The 19105-nt window shown below is 50.4% G+C and carries 25 protein-coding genes and 1 tRNA gene; 7 read left to right on the top strand and 19 right to left on the bottom strand.

Going from position 1 to position 19105, the window contains the following annotated elements:
• Positions 1-62: 62 nt before the first annotated feature.
• From flgJ to flgB, 9 genes are all read right to left on the bottom strand, one after another.
• Positions 63-1016, bottom strand: a complete 954-nt coding sequence (flgJ, locus tag BZG83_RS00390) for a flagellar assembly peptidoglycan hydrolase FlgJ (protein ID WP_077478931.1) — start codon at positions 1014-1016, stop codon at positions 63-65.
• A 9-nt stretch (positions 1017-1025) separates the two neighbouring features.
• On the bottom strand, positions 1026-2153 hold the full coding sequence (locus tag BZG83_RS00385) for a flagellar basal body P-ring protein FlgI (RefSeq protein ID WP_443216363.1): 1128 nt from the start codon (positions 2151-2153) through the stop codon (positions 1026-1028).
• A complete protein-coding gene (locus BZG83_RS00380; protein WP_415752736.1) occupies positions 2140-2934 on the bottom strand; it encodes a flagellar basal body L-ring protein FlgH in 795 nt (264 codons plus the stop codon). The genes BZG83_RS00385 and BZG83_RS00380 overlap by 14 nt, the downstream gene beginning before the upstream one ends.
• Before the next feature lie 29 nt (positions 2935-2963).
• On the bottom strand, positions 2964-3752 hold the full coding sequence (flgG, locus tag BZG83_RS00375) for a flagellar basal-body rod protein FlgG (RefSeq protein ID WP_069589302.1): 789 nt from the start codon (positions 3750-3752) through the stop codon (positions 2964-2966).
• A 22-nt stretch (positions 3753-3774) separates the two neighbouring features.
• Positions 3775-4524 (bottom strand): flagellar basal-body rod protein FlgF, encoded by a 750-nt coding sequence (gene flgF, locus BZG83_RS00370; RefSeq protein WP_069589300.1) that lies wholly within the window; start codon positions 4522-4524, stop codon positions 3775-3777.
• Between the two features lie 170 nt (positions 4525-4694).
• Entirely contained in the window at positions 4695-6008 is a 1314-nt protein-coding gene (flgE, locus tag BZG83_RS00365) for a flagellar hook protein FlgE (protein ID WP_077478929.1), read from the bottom strand.
• A 24-nt stretch (positions 6009-6032) separates the two neighbouring features.
• A complete protein-coding gene (locus BZG83_RS00360; protein WP_069589298.1) occupies positions 6033-6776 on the bottom strand; it encodes a flagellar hook assembly protein FlgD in 744 nt (247 codons plus the stop codon).
• A gap of 14 nt (positions 6777-6790) precedes the next feature.
• Positions 6791-7207: a flagellar basal body rod protein FlgC gene (flgC, locus tag BZG83_RS00355; protein WP_069589296.1), complete on the bottom strand. Its 417-nt coding sequence runs from the start codon at positions 7205-7207 to the stop codon at positions 6791-6793.
• 3 nt (positions 7208-7210) lie between these two features.
• Positions 7211-7606, bottom strand: coding sequence for a flagellar basal body rod protein FlgB (gene flgB / locus BZG83_RS00350; protein ID WP_077455526.1), 396 nt, complete (start codon positions 7604-7606; stop codon positions 7211-7213).
• Between flgB and BZG83_RS00345 the strand changes: the two genes are divergently transcribed.
• On the top strand, positions 7605-7811 hold the full coding sequence (locus tag BZG83_RS00345) for a hypothetical protein (protein WP_077478928.1): 207 nt from the start codon (positions 7605-7607) through the stop codon (positions 7809-7811). The two genes, flgB and BZG83_RS00345, sit on opposite strands and share 2 nt — an antisense overlap.
• Here the strand turns inward: BZG83_RS00345 and BZG83_RS00340 are convergent.
• Together BZG83_RS00340 and BZG83_RS00335 are read right to left on the bottom strand one after the other, a co-directional pair.
• Positions 7804-8631, bottom strand: coding sequence for a CheR family methyltransferase (locus tag BZG83_RS00340; protein WP_069589292.1), 828 nt, complete (start codon positions 8629-8631; stop codon positions 7804-7806). The genes BZG83_RS00345 and BZG83_RS00340 overlap by 8 nt on opposite strands.
• A 26-nt stretch (positions 8632-8657) precedes the next feature.
• Positions 8658-9581, bottom strand: a complete 924-nt coding sequence (locus tag BZG83_RS00335; RefSeq protein ID WP_077478927.1) for a chemotaxis protein CheV — start codon at positions 9579-9581, stop codon at positions 8658-8660.
• A 205-nt stretch (positions 9582-9786) separates the two neighbouring features.
• Between BZG83_RS00335 and flgA the strand changes: the two genes are divergently transcribed.
• The 3 genes from flgA to BZG83_RS00320 all read left to right on the top strand — a co-directional run bounded on the left by flgA (position 9787) and on the right by BZG83_RS00320 (position 11262).
• On the top strand, positions 9787-10398 hold the full coding sequence (flgA, locus tag BZG83_RS00330; RefSeq protein WP_274532426.1) for a flagellar basal body P-ring formation chaperone FlgA: 612 nt from the start codon (positions 9787-9789) through the stop codon (positions 10396-10398).
• Between the two features lie 89 nt (positions 10399-10487).
• Positions 10488-10811, top strand: coding sequence for a flagellar biosynthesis anti-sigma factor FlgM (gene flgM / locus BZG83_RS00325; protein ID WP_077478925.1), 324 nt, complete (start codon positions 10488-10490; stop codon positions 10809-10811).
• A 16-nt stretch (positions 10812-10827) separates the two neighbouring features.
• Positions 10828-11262, top strand: a complete 435-nt coding sequence (locus tag BZG83_RS00320; protein ID WP_077478924.1) for a flagella synthesis protein FlgN — start codon at positions 10828-10830, stop codon at positions 11260-11262.
• A gap of 209 nt (positions 11263-11471) precedes the next feature.
• On the opposite strand, the gene BZG83_RS00315 is transcribed toward BZG83_RS00320, so the two are convergent.
• Positions 11472-11906, bottom strand: a complete 435-nt coding sequence (locus BZG83_RS00315; protein ID WP_108743608.1) for an LPP20 family lipoprotein — start codon at positions 11904-11906, stop codon at positions 11472-11474.
• A gap of 17 nt (positions 11907-11923) precedes the next feature.
• Positions 11924-12559 carry a FlgO family outer membrane protein gene (locus BZG83_RS00310; protein WP_069589286.1) on the bottom strand — a complete coding sequence of 212 codons (636 nt, stop codon included), beginning with the start codon at positions 12557-12559 and terminating at the stop codon, positions 11924-11926.
• A 212-nt stretch (positions 12560-12771) separates the two neighbouring features.
• Here BZG83_RS00310 and BZG83_RS00305 point away from each other — a divergent pair, with 212 nt between their 5' ends.
• From BZG83_RS00305 to BZG83_RS00295, 3 genes are all read left to right on the top strand, one after another.
• Positions 12772-13905, top strand: a complete 1134-nt coding sequence (locus tag BZG83_RS00305; protein WP_077478923.1) for a flagella assembly protein FlgT — start codon at positions 12772-12774, stop codon at positions 13903-13905.
• A gap of 52 nt (positions 13906-13957) precedes the next feature.
• Positions 13958-14033, top strand: a tRNA-Arg gene (locus BZG83_RS00300).
• Positions 14034-14224: 191 nt separating this feature from the next.
• Entirely contained in the window at positions 14225-14668 is a 444-nt protein-coding gene (locus BZG83_RS00295; RefSeq protein WP_077478922.1) for a DoxX family protein, read from the top strand.
• Between the two features lie 71 nt (positions 14669-14739).
• On the opposite strand, the gene BZG83_RS00290 is transcribed toward BZG83_RS00295, so the two are convergent.
• The 6 genes from BZG83_RS00290 to BZG83_RS00265 form a co-directional block, all read right to left on the bottom strand.
• Positions 14740-15222 (bottom strand): phosphatidylglycerophosphatase A, encoded by a 483-nt coding sequence (locus BZG83_RS00290; protein ID WP_077478921.1) that lies wholly within the window; start codon positions 15220-15222, stop codon positions 14740-14742.
• Positions 15209-16198 carry a thiamine-phosphate kinase gene (gene thiL, locus BZG83_RS00285; RefSeq protein WP_077478920.1) on the bottom strand — a complete coding sequence of 330 codons (990 nt, stop codon included), beginning with the start codon at positions 16196-16198 and terminating at the stop codon, positions 15209-15211. The genes BZG83_RS00290 and thiL overlap by 14 nt, the downstream gene beginning before the upstream one ends.
• A gap of 67 nt (positions 16199-16265) precedes the next feature.
• Entirely contained in the window at positions 16266-16715 is a 450-nt protein-coding gene (nusB, locus tag BZG83_RS00280; RefSeq protein ID WP_069589278.1) for a transcription antitermination factor NusB, read from the bottom strand.
• 12 nt (positions 16716-16727) lie between these two features.
• On the bottom strand, positions 16728-17198 hold the full coding sequence (ribH, locus tag BZG83_RS00275) for a 6,7-dimethyl-8-ribityllumazine synthase (protein ID WP_069589277.1): 471 nt from the start codon (positions 17196-17198) through the stop codon (positions 16728-16730).
• Positions 17199-17321: 123 nt separating this feature from the next.
• Positions 17322-18431: a bifunctional 3,4-dihydroxy-2-butanone-4-phosphate synthase/GTP cyclohydrolase II gene (gene ribBA / locus BZG83_RS00270; protein ID WP_077478919.1), complete on the bottom strand. Its 1110-nt coding sequence runs from the start codon at positions 18429-18431 to the stop codon at positions 17322-17324.
• 10 nt (positions 18432-18441) lie between these two features.
• Complete coding sequence (locus BZG83_RS00265) at positions 18442-19104, bottom strand: riboflavin synthase (protein ID WP_069589274.1); 663 nt, start codon at positions 19102-19104, stop codon at positions 18442-18444.
• Position 19105 lies beyond the last annotated feature (1 nt).

Genomic DNA, 19105 nt, shown 5'->3' with positions numbered 1-19105 from the left:
TAATATATTTTTTCAACATGAGACAAAGAAGGGAAAGGACAACGGCAAGCCCTTGCCTGCCGTTATTGATCCATCATGCCGCGGACTTGTTCGAGCACGCGGAGCACCTTGTTCGAATAATCCGGATCGGTCGCATAACCGGCCTGATGCAACTCGCGAATAAATTGCTCTGGTTGTGCGGACTGGGACAGTRCCTGCTGATAGCGAGGGTTGCTATTGAGGAAAGAGACGAAGTCGTCAAAGCTATCTTGATACGATGGGTAGGCACGGAAACTCGCGGTTTCTTGAACCGGTATGCCATCATAGACTTCTAAGGTCTGCGTCGCGACTTTATCGCCCTGCCAGCGCTTATCGGCCTTAATATTAAACAAGTTATGGCTGTTATCACGCGCGTTAGCGATCACTTTTTTACCCCATCCCGTTTCTAGCGCCGCTTGCGCAAGAATAATCGCCGGATCGGTACCTAGCGCCCGAGCGGCTCGGCGAGCGTGAGGCGTGAGGGTTTGCACAAATGATTCTGGCGAATCAAACGATTCTTTACGTATAGGACGCTCTGGAATACTTGGCGGCGCGATAGACTGTCTATCCAGTTCGGCCATCGCTTGCTCTGCCGCTTGCCGACTTTGAGCTTTATTCATGGGCAGCGCGTTCGCGGATGCGAAAGCGGCCTCTTTTAAGTTGGTTTGGGGCTCACCCGATTGCGCGCTGCCTAGCTGTTGTACAATCATATCTGCCAAGCCCAGAGATCCTTCACGGCTCAGTTCACTGGCAAGTTGTTCATCAGCCATTTGCTCGTAAAATTTCGATGTGCGGTTATCAATCAAATCCGATTCAAACGCTTCATTCGCTTCTCGCATCGATTTGAACAGCATTTGTGTAAACAACGACTCAAACTGTTCTGCCGCCGCCCGCAATGCCGCTTTTTCATCACCATCTTTACCACTTACGGCTTTTTGCCGTAGTGAATCGAGCTGGCTAATGTCATGCACAAATTGGCTATCAACCGGTGATTTCATTGTTCTGCCCTATATCACGATCAACTGGCCATCGATGGCACCTGCTTGTTTCAGCGCTTGCAGTATTGCCATCAGATCTGACGGTGCTGCGCCCACACCATTAACGGCACGTACCAAGTCGTCCAAGGTCACGCCCGGCTTAAAGTGGAACATCCGTCCCTCTTCTTCTTGCACTTCGATATCAGTATCCGGCGTGACGACCGCTTCCCCTCCGCCAAGCGGGTTAGGCTGACTCACATTGAAATCTTCATTAATGGATACCGTCATTCCGCCATGAGTGATCGCCGCAGGTCGCAAACGGACATTTTGTCCCACTACGATCGTCCCCGTGCGAGAGTTTACAATGATCTTGGCGGCGGCATCGCCCGGCTCGAATTCAATATTTTCCACCGTCGATAAAAATGCGACGCGCTGGCTGACATCACGAGGCGCTCGAACACGTATAGACGTCGCATCCATCGCTGAGGCCATTGAAGGACCTAAGAAGCGATTAATGGCATCCGCCATACGTTGGGCGGTGGTGAAATCCGCTTGAAATAAGTTGAAGGTCAAGAAGTCGCCGCGACCAAATGGATTGGGCACTTCGCGTTCAACAGACGCGCCATTAGTGATACGGCCAACCGTTGGTGTATTACCTACTAATCGTGAGCCATCCGCCCCCGTGGCGCTAAAACCACCCACAATCAAGTTGCCTTGCGCAATGGCATAGACGTTACCATCCAAACCTTTAAGGAAGGTTTGTAACAGCGTTCCCCCGCGCAGGCTTTCTGCCGAACCAATCGAGGAGACCGTAACGTCAAGTTTTTGACCCTGCTTCGCAAAGGCGGGTAAATCTGCCGTAACAGCCACCGCCGCAATATTGGCCGCCTGAGGGTTGATGTCGGGTGGTAACTGGATGCCAAAGTTTTCCAGCATAGATTTAAAACTTTGATCGGTAAACGGCGTGCTCTCACCGGTGCCCGGCAAACCGACAACCAGACCGTAGCCTGTCAGGGTGTTGCTGCGTACACCTGCCACTTCCGACACATCTTTTATGCGTGCCGCGAGGCTCGGAAACGCCACCACTAGCAATACAATCGATAACAACCACTTTTTCACGTCAACTCTCCGGCACGTTATTGCGCTATAAAGTGACATTAAAGAATCGTGCCAACCAGCCTTGCTCTTGCGTATCTTGGCGATCACCCGTTCCTGAATATTGAATACGCGCGTTAGAAATACGTGTCGATGCAATCGTGTTATCTGGGCTAATGTCGGCCGGACGAATGGTACCGCTGAGGCGTATGTATTCATCCCCTGAGTTTAATGTCAGCCACTTTTCACCTCGAACCATCAGGTTGCCATTCGAGAGAACATCAATTACTTGGACTGAAATTGACCCCTGTAGGCTGTTGCTCTGATCGGCTGAAGCAGAGCCTGTAAAGGAGTTATCGTTACTCACTTCATARGATAGGGTCCGCTCGCCGATAGTGATCTCTTCCCCCCCCAACGAGAGCGGATCCATAGTGAGATCATTGGATTTCGCCAAATCAGAGCTCGCACTTTTTTGTGCTTGCGTGTTCTCTTCGAGCATCACGGTGACGATATCTCCCAAACCGCGCGGTTTAGACCCGTCATAAAGGTCACGCTGGCGGGTACTATCAAACAAGGAGCCTGTCGCCGTCGCGTAATGCTCTGGAGGTTGCTGAGGACGAATGGGTGACCAAGCAGGGTCACCTGCTTTGGGATCTTCGCGTTGGCGGAGTAAGCCAATCAGTCCCTCACTGTCTGGCGCTGTCTCTCCCTCGACCGCATCCGTGGTTGAGGTTGCTTGGTCAAGATCACTACCTGTGTCCTGTTGACCCGGCAAAGAGCAGCCGCTCAGACCGAACAAGGCCATAAGCAACAAGCTTGGCATTAAAACACGTTGGAAAGTCATCAGCGCCCCCTTGAAACCCTTAGCCTTGTTTATAACTGCTGATTCACATAGCTCAGCATTTGGTCAACAGACGAAATCACTTTTGAGTTCATCTCGTAGACACGCTGCGCTTCAATCATGTTGACCAGCTCTTCGGTGACATTCACGTTCGAGGTTTCTAGCATCGACTGCTTCACTTCACCGAAGCCATCCAGACCAGGCACCCCTTCTTGTGGATCGCCACTGGCTCCTGTCGGTAAATAGATGTTTTGTCCAATCGGCTCTAACCCACCCGGGTTGATAAAATCGACTGTGGTGATCTGACCCAATACTTGGTTTTCTTGCTGGCCACGCAAACGGGCTGACACTTCACCATCAGTACCCACCGTAATCTGCACCGCGTCTTGCGGCACGGTGATTTCAGGTTGCAGAACGTAGCCAGAACCCGATGTCACTATGGTGCCTTCATCGTTTAGGGTGAACTGACCATTACGTTGGTAACCGATATTGCCGTCCGGCAGCAATACTTGGAAGAAACCATCGCCTTGGATCATCATATCAAGGGCGTTATTGGTGGTTTGCACATTACCATTGGTATGAACACGTTGCGTGGCAACCACTTTAGAGCCCGCGCCCAGCATCAAGCCACTGGGTAACTCTGTGTTTTGCGAAGACTGTCCACCCGGTTGGTTGATGTTTTGGTAAAACAAATCTTCAAACACGGCACGCGACTTTTTAAAGCCAATGGTGGATGCGTTCGCTAAGTTGTTCGAGATGGTCGAGATGTTAGTCTGTTGCGCATCAAGTCCGGTTTTACTGACCCATAATGCTGGATGCATAGTGTGTTCCTCTTAAGATGACTTAGCCAAGCTGCAACAGTGATGCAGACGACTCGTCCATTTTTTCCGCGGTTTTCATCAGCTTCACTTGCATTTCAAAGTGACGCTGCAAGTCGATTAAGCCGGTCATTTCGCCCACAGCATTCACGTTGCTGCCTTCTAATGCACCGGTGAGTAGTGTCACTCCCGCATCAGCAGGAAAGATAGTGCCGGGCTGTTTGGCTTTGAAAACCCCGTCTTTGTCTTTGAATAAGTCTTGATTGTCGGGACGAACCAATTTAATTCTATCTACCACTTCCATTGCATCGGCAGGCGCTCCTTGCGGAAGCACCGACACCGAGCCATCCTTGCCCACTTCAATTTTTGCTGCGGGGAGTGGAATAAAAATCGGACCGCCGGTCTCGCCTAGGATTAGGTTGCCGTTACTGTTTTGCAGCAGGCCTGTCTGGTCGACTTTCAAGTGACCCGCGCGGGTATATCCCTCTTGCCCTTGGCTATCGAGTACCGCTAACCAACCCTGTCCCTGTACGGCAACATCGAGATTACGGCCGGTGGTAATCGTTGAGCCTTGCTCAAAACGATAGCCAGGACGCTCTGTCATGTTGAACACACGGCTGGGAAGTCCTTCGCCATACGCTTGCATGGAGCGAGACTGCTCAAGATCGGCTCGAAAGCCTGTTGTGCTCACGTTTGCCAAGTTATTTGCGCGCAGCTGCATCGCTTGCATGTCCTGCTTCGCACCACTCATGGCAAGGTATAACGCGCGATCCATATTGGTTGCCTCCACAATCGTTCTAACTAGAACAAAGCAAAGAGCATGCCAGCATTAAAAATTAATATTTATCAAGCAATTATGAAGATTTAGTAACAGGTAAAAGCTAAACAGGAGGAGAGAATGGAAAAGCCTTGCCGCCCAAAATGTGGACGGCAAGGAAAACAGGGTTATCGAATTTGCAAGATGTTTTGTTGCATCTGATTGCTCACTTCCAAGGCTCGCGAGTTAGCTTGGAAGTTACGCTGTGCAGTGATCAAGTCCACCAGCTCTTGAGTCATATCGATATTCGATTGCTCGATCGTTCCGCTTTTCACTTGGCCAAACGCACCTTGCATCGCTTCACCAAAAATAGGATCGCCAGAGTCTTGCGTCACATCCCATTGGGTGTTGCCCACTTGAGCAAGGCCTTGTTGGTTGGCCACGCGAACCATGGCGACACGCCCTAGTGCGATGTTTTCACCGTTACTATAGGTGGCCATGATGGTGCCTTTGGGATCAATATCGACCTTAGTCAAATAGCCGGTCGTCGCGCCATCGTCGCTAAACTTACGCATTTCAAACGGTGCGGCATATTGGGTTGGGTTGTCGAAGTTAATCGTCAACTGCTGATCACCATTTGCACCGTTCATCTCTAGCGCCGCCCCCGCAGGGCCGAGCGGATCGGTCACTATTGGGTTGCCACCGTTGATGCTGTTAACGGAGCCATCTGAGTTAAAATCAACCGTATGCCCCGTGTGTCCTGTGGCGTTGGTGACGTTACCACCTTGAATATTAACCGGCTTTTCCCCTTCGGGATCCGTCATGGTGTAGTACACCGACCAACTATTCGGGTTAGCGGGATCATTGCCTTTCACATAGTAGGTGGAAAGCTTATAAGGTTGACCTAATGAATCATACACAGTGGCAGAGGTTTGCTTGTTGTAGGTTTCTGGGTCTTCAAAATTAAACTGCGCCGGATCTTTCTCTGCGCCGCCGGCTGGTAAGTTCAAGCCAATATCAACGTTTTGCGAGGCACGAGGCTGACCAAACTGATCGGGCACATTCAGCGCTTGGGGTTCGTACGATCCCACTTGCTGCGTGTCAGGGTCCACTTTATAACCCAGCAGATATTGACCTTCCGAGTTGATAATGTCGTTGTTTTTATCAAGGTGGAAGGCGCCGTTACGCGTCAGGTGATAGTCACTGGTTTGAAGCTTGTCATTCGAGACGCCAAAGAACCCATTACCACTGATCCGTAAATCCAACGGGTTGTTGGTGTAGATACTCGAGCCCTCATGGAACTGCTGCGCAACGACTGAGGTTTGCACACCGGTACCATTGGTGGTTTTCGAGTTCGAAAAAATCGACGTTGAATACACATCCCCGAACTCAGCACGCGACTCTTTAAAGCCATAGGTATTGGCGTTCGCAATGTTGTTACTGGTGGTATTCATGTCTTTCTGGGCCGCACCAAGGCCACTTAACGCAATATTAAAACCCATTGCTTTCCACTCCTAATAAATCGGTTAGCCTTTCGTCACATTACCGACGTCGGCATTACCGACTTCTAGCACTTCAGCGAGCTTGAACGGTGAGGAGAAGCCGGCAAGATTTAACATCACGTTGCCGTCGCCATTCCCCAGCAAGACACTGTTCACGTTGGCATAGGTTGATAAATCAAACTCTTGAGTTTTGCCATCAACCATGCCGCTGACTTTCAATCGATAGCGACCTTCCGGCATCGGATTGCCGTTGTCATCGTTGCCGTCCCACTCAACCCGGTGATCGCCGGGCGGCTTCGGCCCCATGCTGAAGGTTCGCAATAGCTGGCCTTGTTCGTTCTCCACCCGAACACTCACGTTGTCGAGCGCGCGAGGCAGTTTCACCATACCCGCGATTCCGCCCGCTTCAGGCTTGACGCCCATCGAGCCAGGAACCAGTACGTCTCGGCCAACCAAAGATGACGCTTGTAGTGCTTGGTTAGAAGTAATCGACTCATTGAACGCATCAAATTGATTGTTCATCTTGCCGATCCCTTCTACCGTCGCAAATGACGCCATCTGGGAGATCATTTTGTCATTGTCGACAGGCTTGAACGGATCCTGTTGTGACAGCTGCTTGGTGAGCAGTGAGAGAAAGTCTTCCTGCTTGAGCTCAGTCTGTCCGGTGACTTTCTCCTGGCTCTCTTGCAGTTTTTTCTCCTGCTGCGCCTTGAGCTGGTCAATGTAGGACAGTCCGCTAGTCGAACCTGTACCGTCGATTCCGGCCATTATCGCCTCCTACATTACTGACCCATCTGAAGCGTACGCATCAGCATTTGTTTACTCGCATCGGCAACCTGCACGTTAGTTTGGTAGGCGCGCGACGCGGAGATCATATTCGCCATTTCTTCCATCACGTTGACGTTGGGTTTAAAGATATAACCCTCTTCATTCGCCATCGGGTGGTCAGGGTTATATTCGGCACGTAAAGGCTTTTGGCTCTCAACGATACCTTTAATGTGCACCGGCACACTCTCACCACTTTGCTGCTTGAAGCGGTTAAGCTCTGCAGCAAAAATCGGATGCCGTGCACGATAGGTTTCCTGCGCAGAACTGCTTACCGAATTGGCATTGGCTAGGTTGCTTGATGTGGTGTTCAACCGCACTGACTCTGCGCTCATCGCCGAACCAGATACGTTAAAGATATTAAACAAGCTCATCGGTTATTCCCCTTTCAATGCCTTTTTCATGTTCTTGAACTTTGAGCCAAGAAAATCCAGTGAGGCTTGGTATTCCAATGCATTCTGCATGAACAAATTCTTTTCGAGCTGAGCATCAACCGTGTTGCCATCCCCAGTATCAGGTTGCGTAGGCACGCGGTACTTCTTCTCGCCCGCCACGTGAGTGGTGGCAGCAATGTGCCGCTCATTAGTGCGGCTTAGGCCAATGCTTGCCCCTGAGGTTGCCGCCTGCAGAGCACGTTTAAAGTCGATATCTTGTGCTTTGTAGCCTGGCGTATTGGCATTAGCAATGTTGCTAGACAGCGTCTCTGCCCGCGTAGCGCGTACGCCGACAGTGTGCTGGTGTACGCCTAATGCATTGTCAAATGTAATCGCCATGGGCAACCTCCAAAACTCTTCTCATCACATCAAAGCAATCTTGATGCCAATTTTTAATATCCAACCTAAACACTATATTTTCAATGAGATAGAAAACAAGCCGCGGGATTATCTGGATGAGACGGCGGCAATACTCACAAAAGAAGAGGCAAACAGAAAAGAAAAAGCGGCAAGAAAGATGCCGCTTTTGAAAAGGATTACTTGAGTTTGTAAATAATACCGGGGTTGCACCGGATCATCTCAAATTTATCAGTGAGCCCAGTCAGTGACTCAGACGCTCCAAGAATTAAGTGTCCGCCTGGGTTAAGCGCCCCCGCCATCTGGTTTAACACCTGAGCCTTCATGTCTGGCGAGAAGTAAATCAAGACGTTACGACAAAAAATAATGTCGAACTTACCTAATAAACTATAGCTTTCCATTAGGTTCTGCGGGCGGAATGTCACCATACGCTTAATGTTCTCTTTCACCCGCATCTTGCCATCACCGACATCTTCAAAGAAGGTACGACGACGCTCCGGTGAGAGTCCACGCCCTAGGGCAAGATTATCGTAAATTCCCTGACGGCAAGCTTCCAACATCGACGTTGATATATCGGTAGCAGTAATACTCACACTGCCTAGCATGCCCGGCTTACGTTGCTGCGTTTCAGCCACTGTCATGGCAATAGAATACGGCTCTTGCCCGGATGAGCTCGCCGCCGACCAAATTTTGATCGGCTTGCGGGCTTTGCCTAATTCAGGCAGCAGACGATGGGCCAACACTTCAAACGGGTAGGTGTCACGAAACCACAGGGTTTCATTGGTGGTCATCGCATCGATTGCAGCGACTGCCAACTCTCGATTTCGGCCCGTAATCACCGATTTCACCAATTCAGAGAGTGACGCCAAACCAAACTTATTGACCAATGGACTAAGTCGGCTTCGTACTAGGTATTGTTTACTATCCCCAAGTACGATGCCGCATTTCGATTCGAGATGCTTGCAGAAGTCTCGATATTCTTGGTCACTGATTGCTACATTTGTCATTAATCAACTCAATCGCTCTGTTTGGGTTACGACTTAACCGCTTCGATGACGGCAGAGCCCAATTCATCAGGGTCGAATTTCGCGATAAACGAGTTGGCGCCCACGCGCTGCACCATGGCCTCGTTAAATACACCGCTTAAAGATGAGTGCAATACTACATGAAGATCTTTTAAGCTCGCATCTTTTCGGATTTCAGTGGTGAGGGTGTAACCGTCCATTTCCGGCATCTCAATATCTGAAATCACCAATGCCAGCTGGCTATATATATTGCCTTCTGCTGCCATTTCTTTCAGTTYATCCAGTGCCTCTTTGCCATCTTGTACCAAGATAACATCATAACCGACACTTTCTACAGCGCGCTTCACTTGGCGACGCGCTACGCTCGAATCATCCGCGACCAGTACTTGGCTCGGTGCACTTTCCTCACGCTCTTCACGCTTGGAGAGCACCTCCTCACTGATTTCCTCATTCACGGGTGCAATTTCATTCAGGATTTTTTCAACATCCAGCACTTCCACCAGCTCATTGTCAATTTCAGTCACGGCGGTCAAGTAGTGAGAACGGCCTGTGCCTTGAGGCGGTGGGAGGATTTTTTCCCAATTCATGTTCACGATACGCTCGACCGACCCAACTAAAAAGCCCTGCATCGAACGGTTAAACTCAGAAATGATCACGAAACGATTCTCGGGATCCGGAATAGCTGGCCCGCCAGTTGCTAGGCTCATATCAATGACAGAGACTGTTTGACCGCGAATGTGCGCGACCCCTTTCACTAAGGGATGCAAATTTGCCATCGCGGTTAACTTAGGGCACTGAAGAACTTCCTTTACTTTAAAGACGTTAATGCCAAAGCGTTGGTTTCTCATCAGGCGGAAAGTCAACAGCTCTAACCGGTTTTGTCCTACCAGCTGCGTTCGCTGGTTGACCGAWTCAAGAACACCACCTGTCATAAGATAAACTCCATGTTGCCCCGTTTTTTATGTAGAGTAGCATGATAATAGTAGTGGGTTATTGCACTACTCTCGAGAAAGAAGGGAAAATTTCTTCTTTGGTCGTCATCAATGGTTTGGATCTATGTATCAGATATTACGTTTATTTATCGTCAGCTTATTAACAAGCTTTAGCGTAAGTATAGCCGCTGCGACGGTAAGTCAAATGGATGCGGTCAGAGAAGCGGCAGAACGACATGTCGAGTCTATCATTTCAGTGCCCAAAAACGGTGAGCTCGACATCACAGCCGGCAACCTTGACTCGAGATTACGCCTGACCGATTGTCCGTTGCCATTGGATACCGAAGTGCCAGGGCGGCAACGCATGAATACCTCGGTAACGGTCATGGTCTCGTGTCCTCAAGATGACTGGCAGGTGTATATCCCAGTCCAAATTCGCTTAATGATCCCACTGGTCGTTGCCAAGCGCCCGTTAGATCGTGGCATGCCTCTTGCAGAGAGTGATATGACCATTCAAATGGTTGACAGTCGGTTTCAACGTGGCCAAACCTACACCAGTCCAGCGCGCCTAATAGGCTCGAAAGTAAAGAGAACGGTCGGGATTGGTCAGCCCATCAGCAGTAACGATGTGTGTGCCGTGTGTCGAAATGATGACGTTGTTATCACTGCACGTGGAAACGGACTCAATATTGTTGCAAAAGGTACGGCATTAAGTGACGGTGCTCTAGGAGAGCAAATAAAAGTCAAGAACGATAAATCCAATCGGATTGTCGATGCTACAATCTCGGCGGTGGGCGAAGTGACGGTAAATTTCTAATTTTTTACGCCCGAATGCTAAAGTTAGCAAAAGGAATGCCGATACGCTGAGCAACGGACTCAAAAGCGACTGACAGTAAGGCGACGTTTATGGCGAGTATTGATCAACTACGTGGTAACCAGCAACCGCTGACCACAACCCGCAATAGCGGGAACCAGAATAAGACACAAGAGGCGCAAGGGAGCGCCGTGCGTGAACAGCAACGCACGACCAGTCAAGATGATGCAGTGTCGCTGAGCCATCAAAGCCGAGAGATCGGAAAAATGAATCAGCAAATGGCCTCTGAGCCGTATTTTGACAGTGCGAAAGTCGCTGAAATTAAACAAGCCATTGCCAATGGCTCGTATAAAGTCGATGCTGACAAACTCGCTGCCAATATGATGCGCTTTGAGAWCGATTTGAACGACAGTTAATCTGGCGGGATAGTTTATGAGTCAAAATGCGCCCCTGTCCGTCCTTCTCGAGCAGCAGCTAGAGCGAGTTCAGTCGCTAAAAACGCTGCTCGAGCAAGAAGCCAAAACTATTGCCAGCCGGGTGTCGGAAGACATCGAAGCCACCGCCAAACAAAAGCAAATCTTGGTGAATGAAATACAGCGTGCTGATAGCCAACTCGCACAGCACCCTGAGCGAGAAAAGCTTCAAGGCGACCCGCAATGCGTTGAATACGTCAACAACATCCAACAGCACATTCAAGCCTGTAAGCAACAAAACGAAACCAATGGCATGGCGCTACAACGCGCAAGTTTAAGCATCCATCGGTTACGTAATTTGTTCCAAGAAAGCGGCGGCAAGTCAGAGCTAACTTATGACCATGACGGCAATGCGTCAGGCCGGAAAACCCTTGGCACCAATGTAAAAGCGTAGCTCGCGCTTTAGTATACGCCGAGCTACCTGACACTGCGCACTGACATCTCCTTACTTAACCGCTTTATGCTGGCCGCAGCGCGTATGCCCATTGCGCGCGCACCTCCCAATGATACAACTCGATCGGTAAAGCAACGAAGCTTAGCTGCCAATGACGGCTAATAAAAAGCGAGCCCTGTGGCTCGCTGATTGCGCGGAGAAGAGGTGAATTAAAAGATAATATTTTCGTTACGGGGGATGTTTTGCGACTCACCATAGCGCTTCATTTTTTGCATCAAGTCTAAATCCAGCTCCAGTTCGGTCACGTAGCTGTCACCGGCTTTATAACTTGCCACCACTTCGGCACCGCGGATAATACCGTCGACAGCGCCTTGTGTGCTATCACGGCCAAGACTTTGATCCTCCACACGGGTGCGACCACTGACTCGAAGTCCATACACCTGCTCACTGAGCTCTTTATATGCCTCCACTTTTGATGCCCGCATTGCCCGCGTTTCACGCTCTTCTTGCGTGGCCCCTTGCTGAGCACTGATTGATGCCATACCAACCGCAGAAATAACGTTCTCCTCTTTCATCCTGGTCAGAGGCTGACATGCGGTTAAAGCGATTAGGGCTAAAAGGCAAAGTCCATGTTTTATGCTCATGAATCATCCTGTCTCGGTTAAGGCTTAAGCACAACTGTTTCACGCTTGATGCGGTTCTGATCATCACGAATAATGACGCCATCACGCATGCGCACTTTATAAAGCGTGTCAATATCTCGACCAATACGGTCTGCGGGTAAAAACCCTTGCGCAGAAGCGACCACAACACGCGACTCCATACCAATAATACGCGCATTGACCAGTACACCTCCACCTTGTCGTAGCATGGTGCCTGTCAAGATATAATCAATCTGCTGTTCGGGGTTTAACTCTTTCCAATCACGGCTGATGGCAAAGTCCCCTTCTTCAGTGACACGAATCGCGCCGGTCGATTTGAAGTCTATGACGGTAAAGCCACGGCTTTGCATCTGATAGATCAGCCCTTCGGTCACTGTATTGCCTAACCAGTTCGTTTCAGACATGTCTTGCAAGTCTACAAACGACGTGACCGCCAACGGGGTACGTGCGGTTAAGTAAGCGTTTGTCGCCAGTAATTCGTCGGCCATGCTATTTAAAAAATAGTCCAGCGTGTGGCGAGGACGCTGCTTGAGGAAGAACTCACTCCCCGAGTAGGGCTCTTTCCCGTTGTAAATAGGCGTATATGCACAGCCTGCTGTCAACAGCGCTAATACCGCCACTATCCACTTTTTCATCGTATCATGCTCCGCGATCAGTCATCGATGTGAGACAAGTGTCTTCTTAGAGTATCGGACAAGGACCACAAACCTTTACCTTGAATTGTCACCCTTGTGTTCCGGAACACAACTTGCATCAATCTCTCATGCGTCATGCTCTTGTTAGGGTTGCCACCCTACCTGTTATGTTAACGAAGCAATTTCCATACCTACTAAGTGAGAACTTGACTATGAAAACCCGTTTGGCGCGATTCGGCCTGCTTTTTTCTCTGTTTATCACGCCGCTCACACAGGCAGCTTGGTATGAAGTGTCTGCCAGCTCGCCCATCCTTGAAAGCGAGCAAGCGGCACGCGTCCGCGCGTTAGAAGCCGCCACGTTCGATGCCATGCAGTTCTCCGGCGCCGATGTAGGCAGTTTGCAACAAATCAAACGATTTTTTACCTCCGTTAAGCCCGGTTACCAATTCAGTGGTAATGAAGTCCGCGAGATCTTAATTCTGGAAGAAGGCACTCAAGGTGGCAATTATGTGGTCAATGTGCGGGTGGATATCTATCCATCGGCAAATGCTTGCCACAAGACACAGTATAAGAAAGGAATGGTGATGACACGCTTCCCGATTGTGTCGCCTCAACAAGCGGCCTTGGGAGGAATTTACCAATTTGGTGATGATTTTTCTGTGCTGCTTAGTCGAGAAGTCACTCAACACGGACAAAGCTTTGTTGGTCGTGGTATTGCGAATGTCGATGTTTCGCCGAACGCCCCGCAAGCTGTCGCGATGCTGGCGGAAGATAAAGACGCGCAATTTGTTGTCACTGGAGCCATTACCGATCTCTCTGCGACCACAGACAGTGGCAGCTTCGGCCGTTCGCAAGACAATCGGCAATTGGCGGTCAATGTACAAGCGATGGACGCTGAAAGCGGTGAAGTCATTTTCCAGCGCCGCTATCGTGATGTTGCCAAATGGCCTTTTGAGCGCCATAGCCAAGTGGATACCCAAACAGCGCGTTTTTGGCAATCGCCTTACGGGCAAATGGCACGACGCATGAGTCGTAACATCTTGCTGGATTTAGAGTCGGCCCTATCCTGCCGCGCCAGCAAACCCAAAATTGTGGCGCTAAAAGACAATATCGCACAAATCAACGTTGGACGAATCAATGGGGTGAAACAGGGTGACCAGTTACAACTGTGGCATCTCGCTTCTTTCACTGATGATTTAGGGATTGTGCGCACGCAGCGCCGTAAAAGCGGAATGACATTAACCGTTGCGCGTGTTTATGAAAGCAGTGCCGAGGCGGTTATCCAACCCGACAGCTTGATAGGCAGCATTCAGATCGGTGATATTGTCACCAAAGGAGTAAACTAAATTGAAACAGGCGCTTAAATCGCGCCTGTTTTTACGTATAATGGCTGCCCGCGCTCCCATAGCTCAACAGGATAGAGCAGTCGCCTCCTAAGCGACCGATCGGGGTTCGAGTCCCTGTGGGAGCGCCAGTAAACCTTTACCCCCTCCTTCTTTAGTCGCTATTTGCTGTTCTTTACCTCGTTTCATTTGGTTTTTGTTCAAAATATCCGAACATATCCATCAAGCTCTGCTACTTATTATTCTGACGCCTCACCTTTATTATGGCTCTCAATCCGGCGGGTAACGCCAATATCTATCAACTTTTTCGAAGAGGCCCATTATGCGTCAACGTTTACATACTCTGCTTTCCACTCAATCAAGCTTTGCCCCCTTAGCTTTGCGCCTTCCTGTCGGAGTGATTTTGATCGCTCATGGCGCGCAAAAACTGTTTGGTTGGTTTGGCGGCTATGGCCTTGAAGGAACGGGCCAATGGATGGCATCGATTGGTCTTGAGCCTGGTGTACTAATGGCGTTGATGGCAGGTAGTGCGGAGTTTTTTGGCGGTGTGCTGCTGTTGATTGGTCTATTGACGCGCCCTGCTGCTGCAGTCACGGCAATCACCATGCTGGTCGCGATTGTTACCGTGCACTGGGATAACGGCCTGTTTCTAAGCAACAACGGGTATGAGTTTGGATTGGCATTACTGGCTGCCGCCGTCTCATTAGTGTTCAGTGGGGCTGGCAATCTCTCTGTCGATAAAAAGCTAAGCCAGACATTGCGCTAACCGCTGCGACTGACCCATACAAAAATGCCGCGTTGAACACGCGGCATTTTTCGTGGCCAAGGGTTGGTTGATTAAATGTAAGTCACCCACGCCCAGAGGCTCAACATGGCCATCACGCCGGCAAGGATATCATCGAGCATGATCCCTAGCCCGCCATGAACATGCTTGTCCAACCAACTGATAGGCCATGGCTTAATCATATCGAAGAGTCGAAACATCACGAAGCCCGCCAATATAATCTGCCAGTCGGTGCTTGGCACTAATGCCATGGTGATCCAAAAGCCAACAAATTCATCCCACACAATCGCGCCGTGATCATGCACTTTCATATCCGTAGAGGTACGACCGCAAATCACAATGCCTGCAAGGCTACCGACAAGAATGGCTATCCATAACCCAACTGGCGCTGTGTAGGTTGCCAGTAGCCAATAAAAAGGCACCGCAAACAAGGTACCAACCGTCCCCGGCACCACCGGAGAGAGCCCACTCCCCAGCCCAACGGCCAGCAAATGCAACGGGTTTTTAAGCGATAAACGCTGCTTAGGATCTGTCACTGTCCAACTCCTTAAAGTGATCCCATCCTGATAGCGTCCAGTCTAGGGGATTACCATCGGCCATCAATTGTAAAGACTGACTGCCATTAATTTGACCAATACAAGTGGCGGTGACCCCAGTGTGTTTCAGTGTTGTCTCTAACGTCCCGCGATACATTTCCGGTACGGTAAAGCACAATTCATATTCTTCGCCACTGGTTAAGGCAAGCTTTTGCGCGGTTTCATAGCTGTCCACATCCGCCAATAACGCCTCCGACAGCGGCAGTTGGGTCACATCAATGGATGCGCCCACACCACTGGCTTTGATAATATGCTGAATATCAGCCACCAGCCCATCGGAAATATCAATCGCTGCCGAGGCGATACCCCGTAAAGCTTGGCCTGCCGCTACGCGAGGCTGCGCGCGATAATGCCGATTAATCAATGTGGCCGCCCGTGCCTCATCGGTCACCGGCTTACCAAGGACATAGTTCAGTCCTGCTTGGCTATCCCCCAAGGTACCGGTGACATATAACCAATCCCCAGGCTTAGCACCATCGCGCGTTAATGCCTGTCCATGAGGGACATGGCCATGTAAGGTCATGGTAATGCTTTTGGGCCCACGTGTGGTGTCACCGCCAATCAGCTGGACTTGAAAGTATTCAGCAAGCGCAGAGAAACCTTGGCAGAATCCTGCCACCCACGCTTCATCCGGTTCAGGTAACGTTAGCGCCAACGAGCACCATGCAGGCATCGCCCCCATTGCTGCTAAATCGCTTAAATTCGATGCCAACGCTTTATGCGCAACATCGGAAGCACTGGCTGTGGAAAGAAAGTGGGTACCTTCTACCATGGTATCTGTGGTGATGGCGAGCTGACAGCCCTCGGGGACTTGGGTAATGGCACAGTCGTCACCAATGCCTAGCGCCACATCGCGGCGGCTCACTGGCTGACGAGCGAAATAATCGCGAATCAGGTCAAATTCGTTGCGCGTCATAATGGCTTTCGTGGTATCGCATCTAAAAATAAAAAGGCCAGCGGGGCTGGCCTTGAAAGGGAGGTAATTAACGAAGTCGTGGGGCCGCTTTATCAAGCACACCATTCACAAACTTGTGGCTGTCTTCGGCGCCAAAACGCTTCGCCAGTTCCACCGCTTCATTAATCACGACTTTATACGGCACATCTTCACGTTTCACCAATTCGTACATCGCCAAACGCAGCAGTGCGTGCTCCATGTCGTCCAAGTCTTGCAATGGACGTGACAAGTAAGGACGCATTTTGCTGTCTAGCTCTTGATGACTCAGTACCACGCCGCTAAACAGATTGCGGAAATATTCCACATCGGTTTCAGGCTCACGCAGAAGTGGTTCTGCGTCTTTGTGGTCGTCTTCTTCGTACTTTTCGGCTGCAAGGAATTGTGCCTCAATATCTGCGATATTGCCTTGCGCCAGTTGCCATGAATAGATGGCTTGCAATGCAAATTGGCGTGCATTACGTCGTGCGGCTGGTTTCACTCTAACCCCCGTTTAGGATTCAATCTGGGACAGGACATTGACCATTTCAAGCGCGCTCAGTGCAGCCTCTGCCCCTTTATTACCAGCCTTGGTACCTGCGCGTTCGATGGCTTGCTCAATGGTGTCAACAGTCAGCACGCCAAAGGCGACTGGGGTTTCAAACTCCAGTGCAACCTGTGCTAACCCTTTATTACATTCTCCGGCCACATAGTCAAAGTGGGGCGTGCCACCGCGGATCACCGAACCTAGCGCCACAATCGCATCGTAGCGACCGCTTTTGGCTAGTTTCTGGGTCACCAAAGGCAACTCGTAGGCACCGGGACAGCGGACCACGGTAATATTATCTTCGCTGACTTGGCCTTGGCGCTTCAGTGCGTCGATCGCACCTGATAGTAAACTCTCGTTGATAAAGCTATTAAAGCGAGAGATAACAATAGCAACCTGCGCGTTGGGCGCGGCAAATGCACCTTCGATTACGTTCATGAGCCTTCCTGTGACTTGCTTTCCGGAATGAGAAACCGCGCGATTCTACCACATTTTTAGCGAATGGCACCATGTTCCGTGCCCGCCAACCCTGTCGCACATCGCGCGGCCTTTCTTGTTAGGTTATTCGGTGACGTATTCCACCACGTTCAAACCAAAGCCTGATAGTGCGTGATAGCGTTTCGTTGATGACGAAAGCAAACGCATTTGCTTAACGCCAAGGTCTGCCAAGATTTGCGAGCCAATCCCAACACGGCGTGACGTGCCTTGCCATTTGGCGCTAGCTGGCTGCTCGCCTTTATCTTGCGCTTCAAATGCTTTCACCTTATTGATAATGGCATCGCTGGTTTCTTCTTTCCCCAAAATCACCAACACACCACCGTCATGACTGATCCGTTGCATCGCACGGGTTAGGCTCCAGCTACGTTCAGCCGTTCGGTCAGATTGAAGCACATCGGTAAAGGTATCTTGCAAGTGCACGCGAACCAAGGTCGGGTCAGCGGTCACTTCGCCTTTACACATCGCATAGTGGATTTGGTTATCAATGGTGTCACGGTAGGTGACCAAATCAAACTCACCAAATTCGGTGGGCAACTTACAAGAGGCGACACGCTCAATGGTGGTTTCGTTAAGGTTTCGGTATTCAATCWAATCTGCAATGGTGCCCAGCTTGATACCGTGCTTTTCACAAAACACTTCCAAATCAGGGCGGCGCGCCATGGTGCCATCTTCGTTGAGGATTTCCACAATCACGGACGCAGGACTAAAGCCTCCTAAGCGGGCCAGATCACAGCCTGCCTCGGTGTGACCAGCACGGGTCAGAACACCACCCTCTTGTGCCATTAAGGGGAACACATGCCCCGGCTGAACTAAATCGGCAGCTTTTGCATTAGGCGCGACCGCGGCTTGGACGGTGCGTGCACGATCGGCCGCAGAAATGCCGGTGGTCACCCCTTCCGCCGCTTCAATCGACACCGTGAAGGCAGTAGAAAATTGGGCGTTATTGTCAGACACCATCAAAGGTAATCCAAGCTGCTGACAGCGCTGTTGGGTCAGCGTTAAGCAAATCAAGCCCCGACCATGGGWGGCCATGAAATTGATAGCTTCTGGCGTGATCGCTTCGGCCGCAATGATCAAATCGCCTTCATTTTCGCGATCTTCGTCATCCATCAACACCACCATTTTACCTAGGCGGATATCGTCAATGATTTCTTGGGCACTACTTATTGCCATCTTGGATTCCTTATTTCAAAAAGCCGGAACGGGCCAGCGTATCAAGGCTGACTCCTGTTGATTGTGTGGGTTCAGCCGCCTTGTCACCGAGCATCAGTCGCTCAAGGTAACGGGCAATGACATCGACTTCGATGTTTACCTTACGCCCAGGCGCAAAAGTTTGAATCGTGGTTTGTTCAGCGGTGTGCGGCACGATGGTGAGCTTAAATGCACTGCCATTGACATCGTTCACTGTCAGGCTAATTCCATCCACCGTGATCGAGCCTTTTAACGCCACATATTTGGCGAGCTCAGACGGTAATCTAATCCAGTATTCCCACGCGCGGCCGGTTTGGTTCACCGATGTCACTTCTCCAAGGCCATCAACATGGCCTGCCACCATGTGGCCGCCAAATCGCGTGGTGGGTAGCATCGCCTTTTCAAGATTGACCTTGTCTCCGACCGACAAGTGCCCCAGTGATGAACGCGCAAGGGTTTCCGATGACACATCTGCGCTGTAGCCCGTTGCACTCAATGCAACCACGGTCAAGCACACCCCATTGGTGGCGATACTGTCACCCAGTTTGACATCACAGAGATCAAGCTCGCCACTGTCGATAGTCAAAGTCATGTCTTGCCCGCGGCGAGTCAAGCGTTCTACTCGGCCTACCGCTTCGATAATTCCAGTAAACATC

Source organism: Salinivibrio sp. PR919 (assembly GCF_001995355.1).
Taxonomy (GTDB): domain Bacteria; phylum Pseudomonadota; class Gammaproteobacteria; order Enterobacterales; family Vibrionaceae; genus Salinivibrio; species Salinivibrio proteolyticus.
Note: the sequence above shows the minus strand (reverse complement) of the source record. Positions and strands in the feature narration are given on the sequence as shown.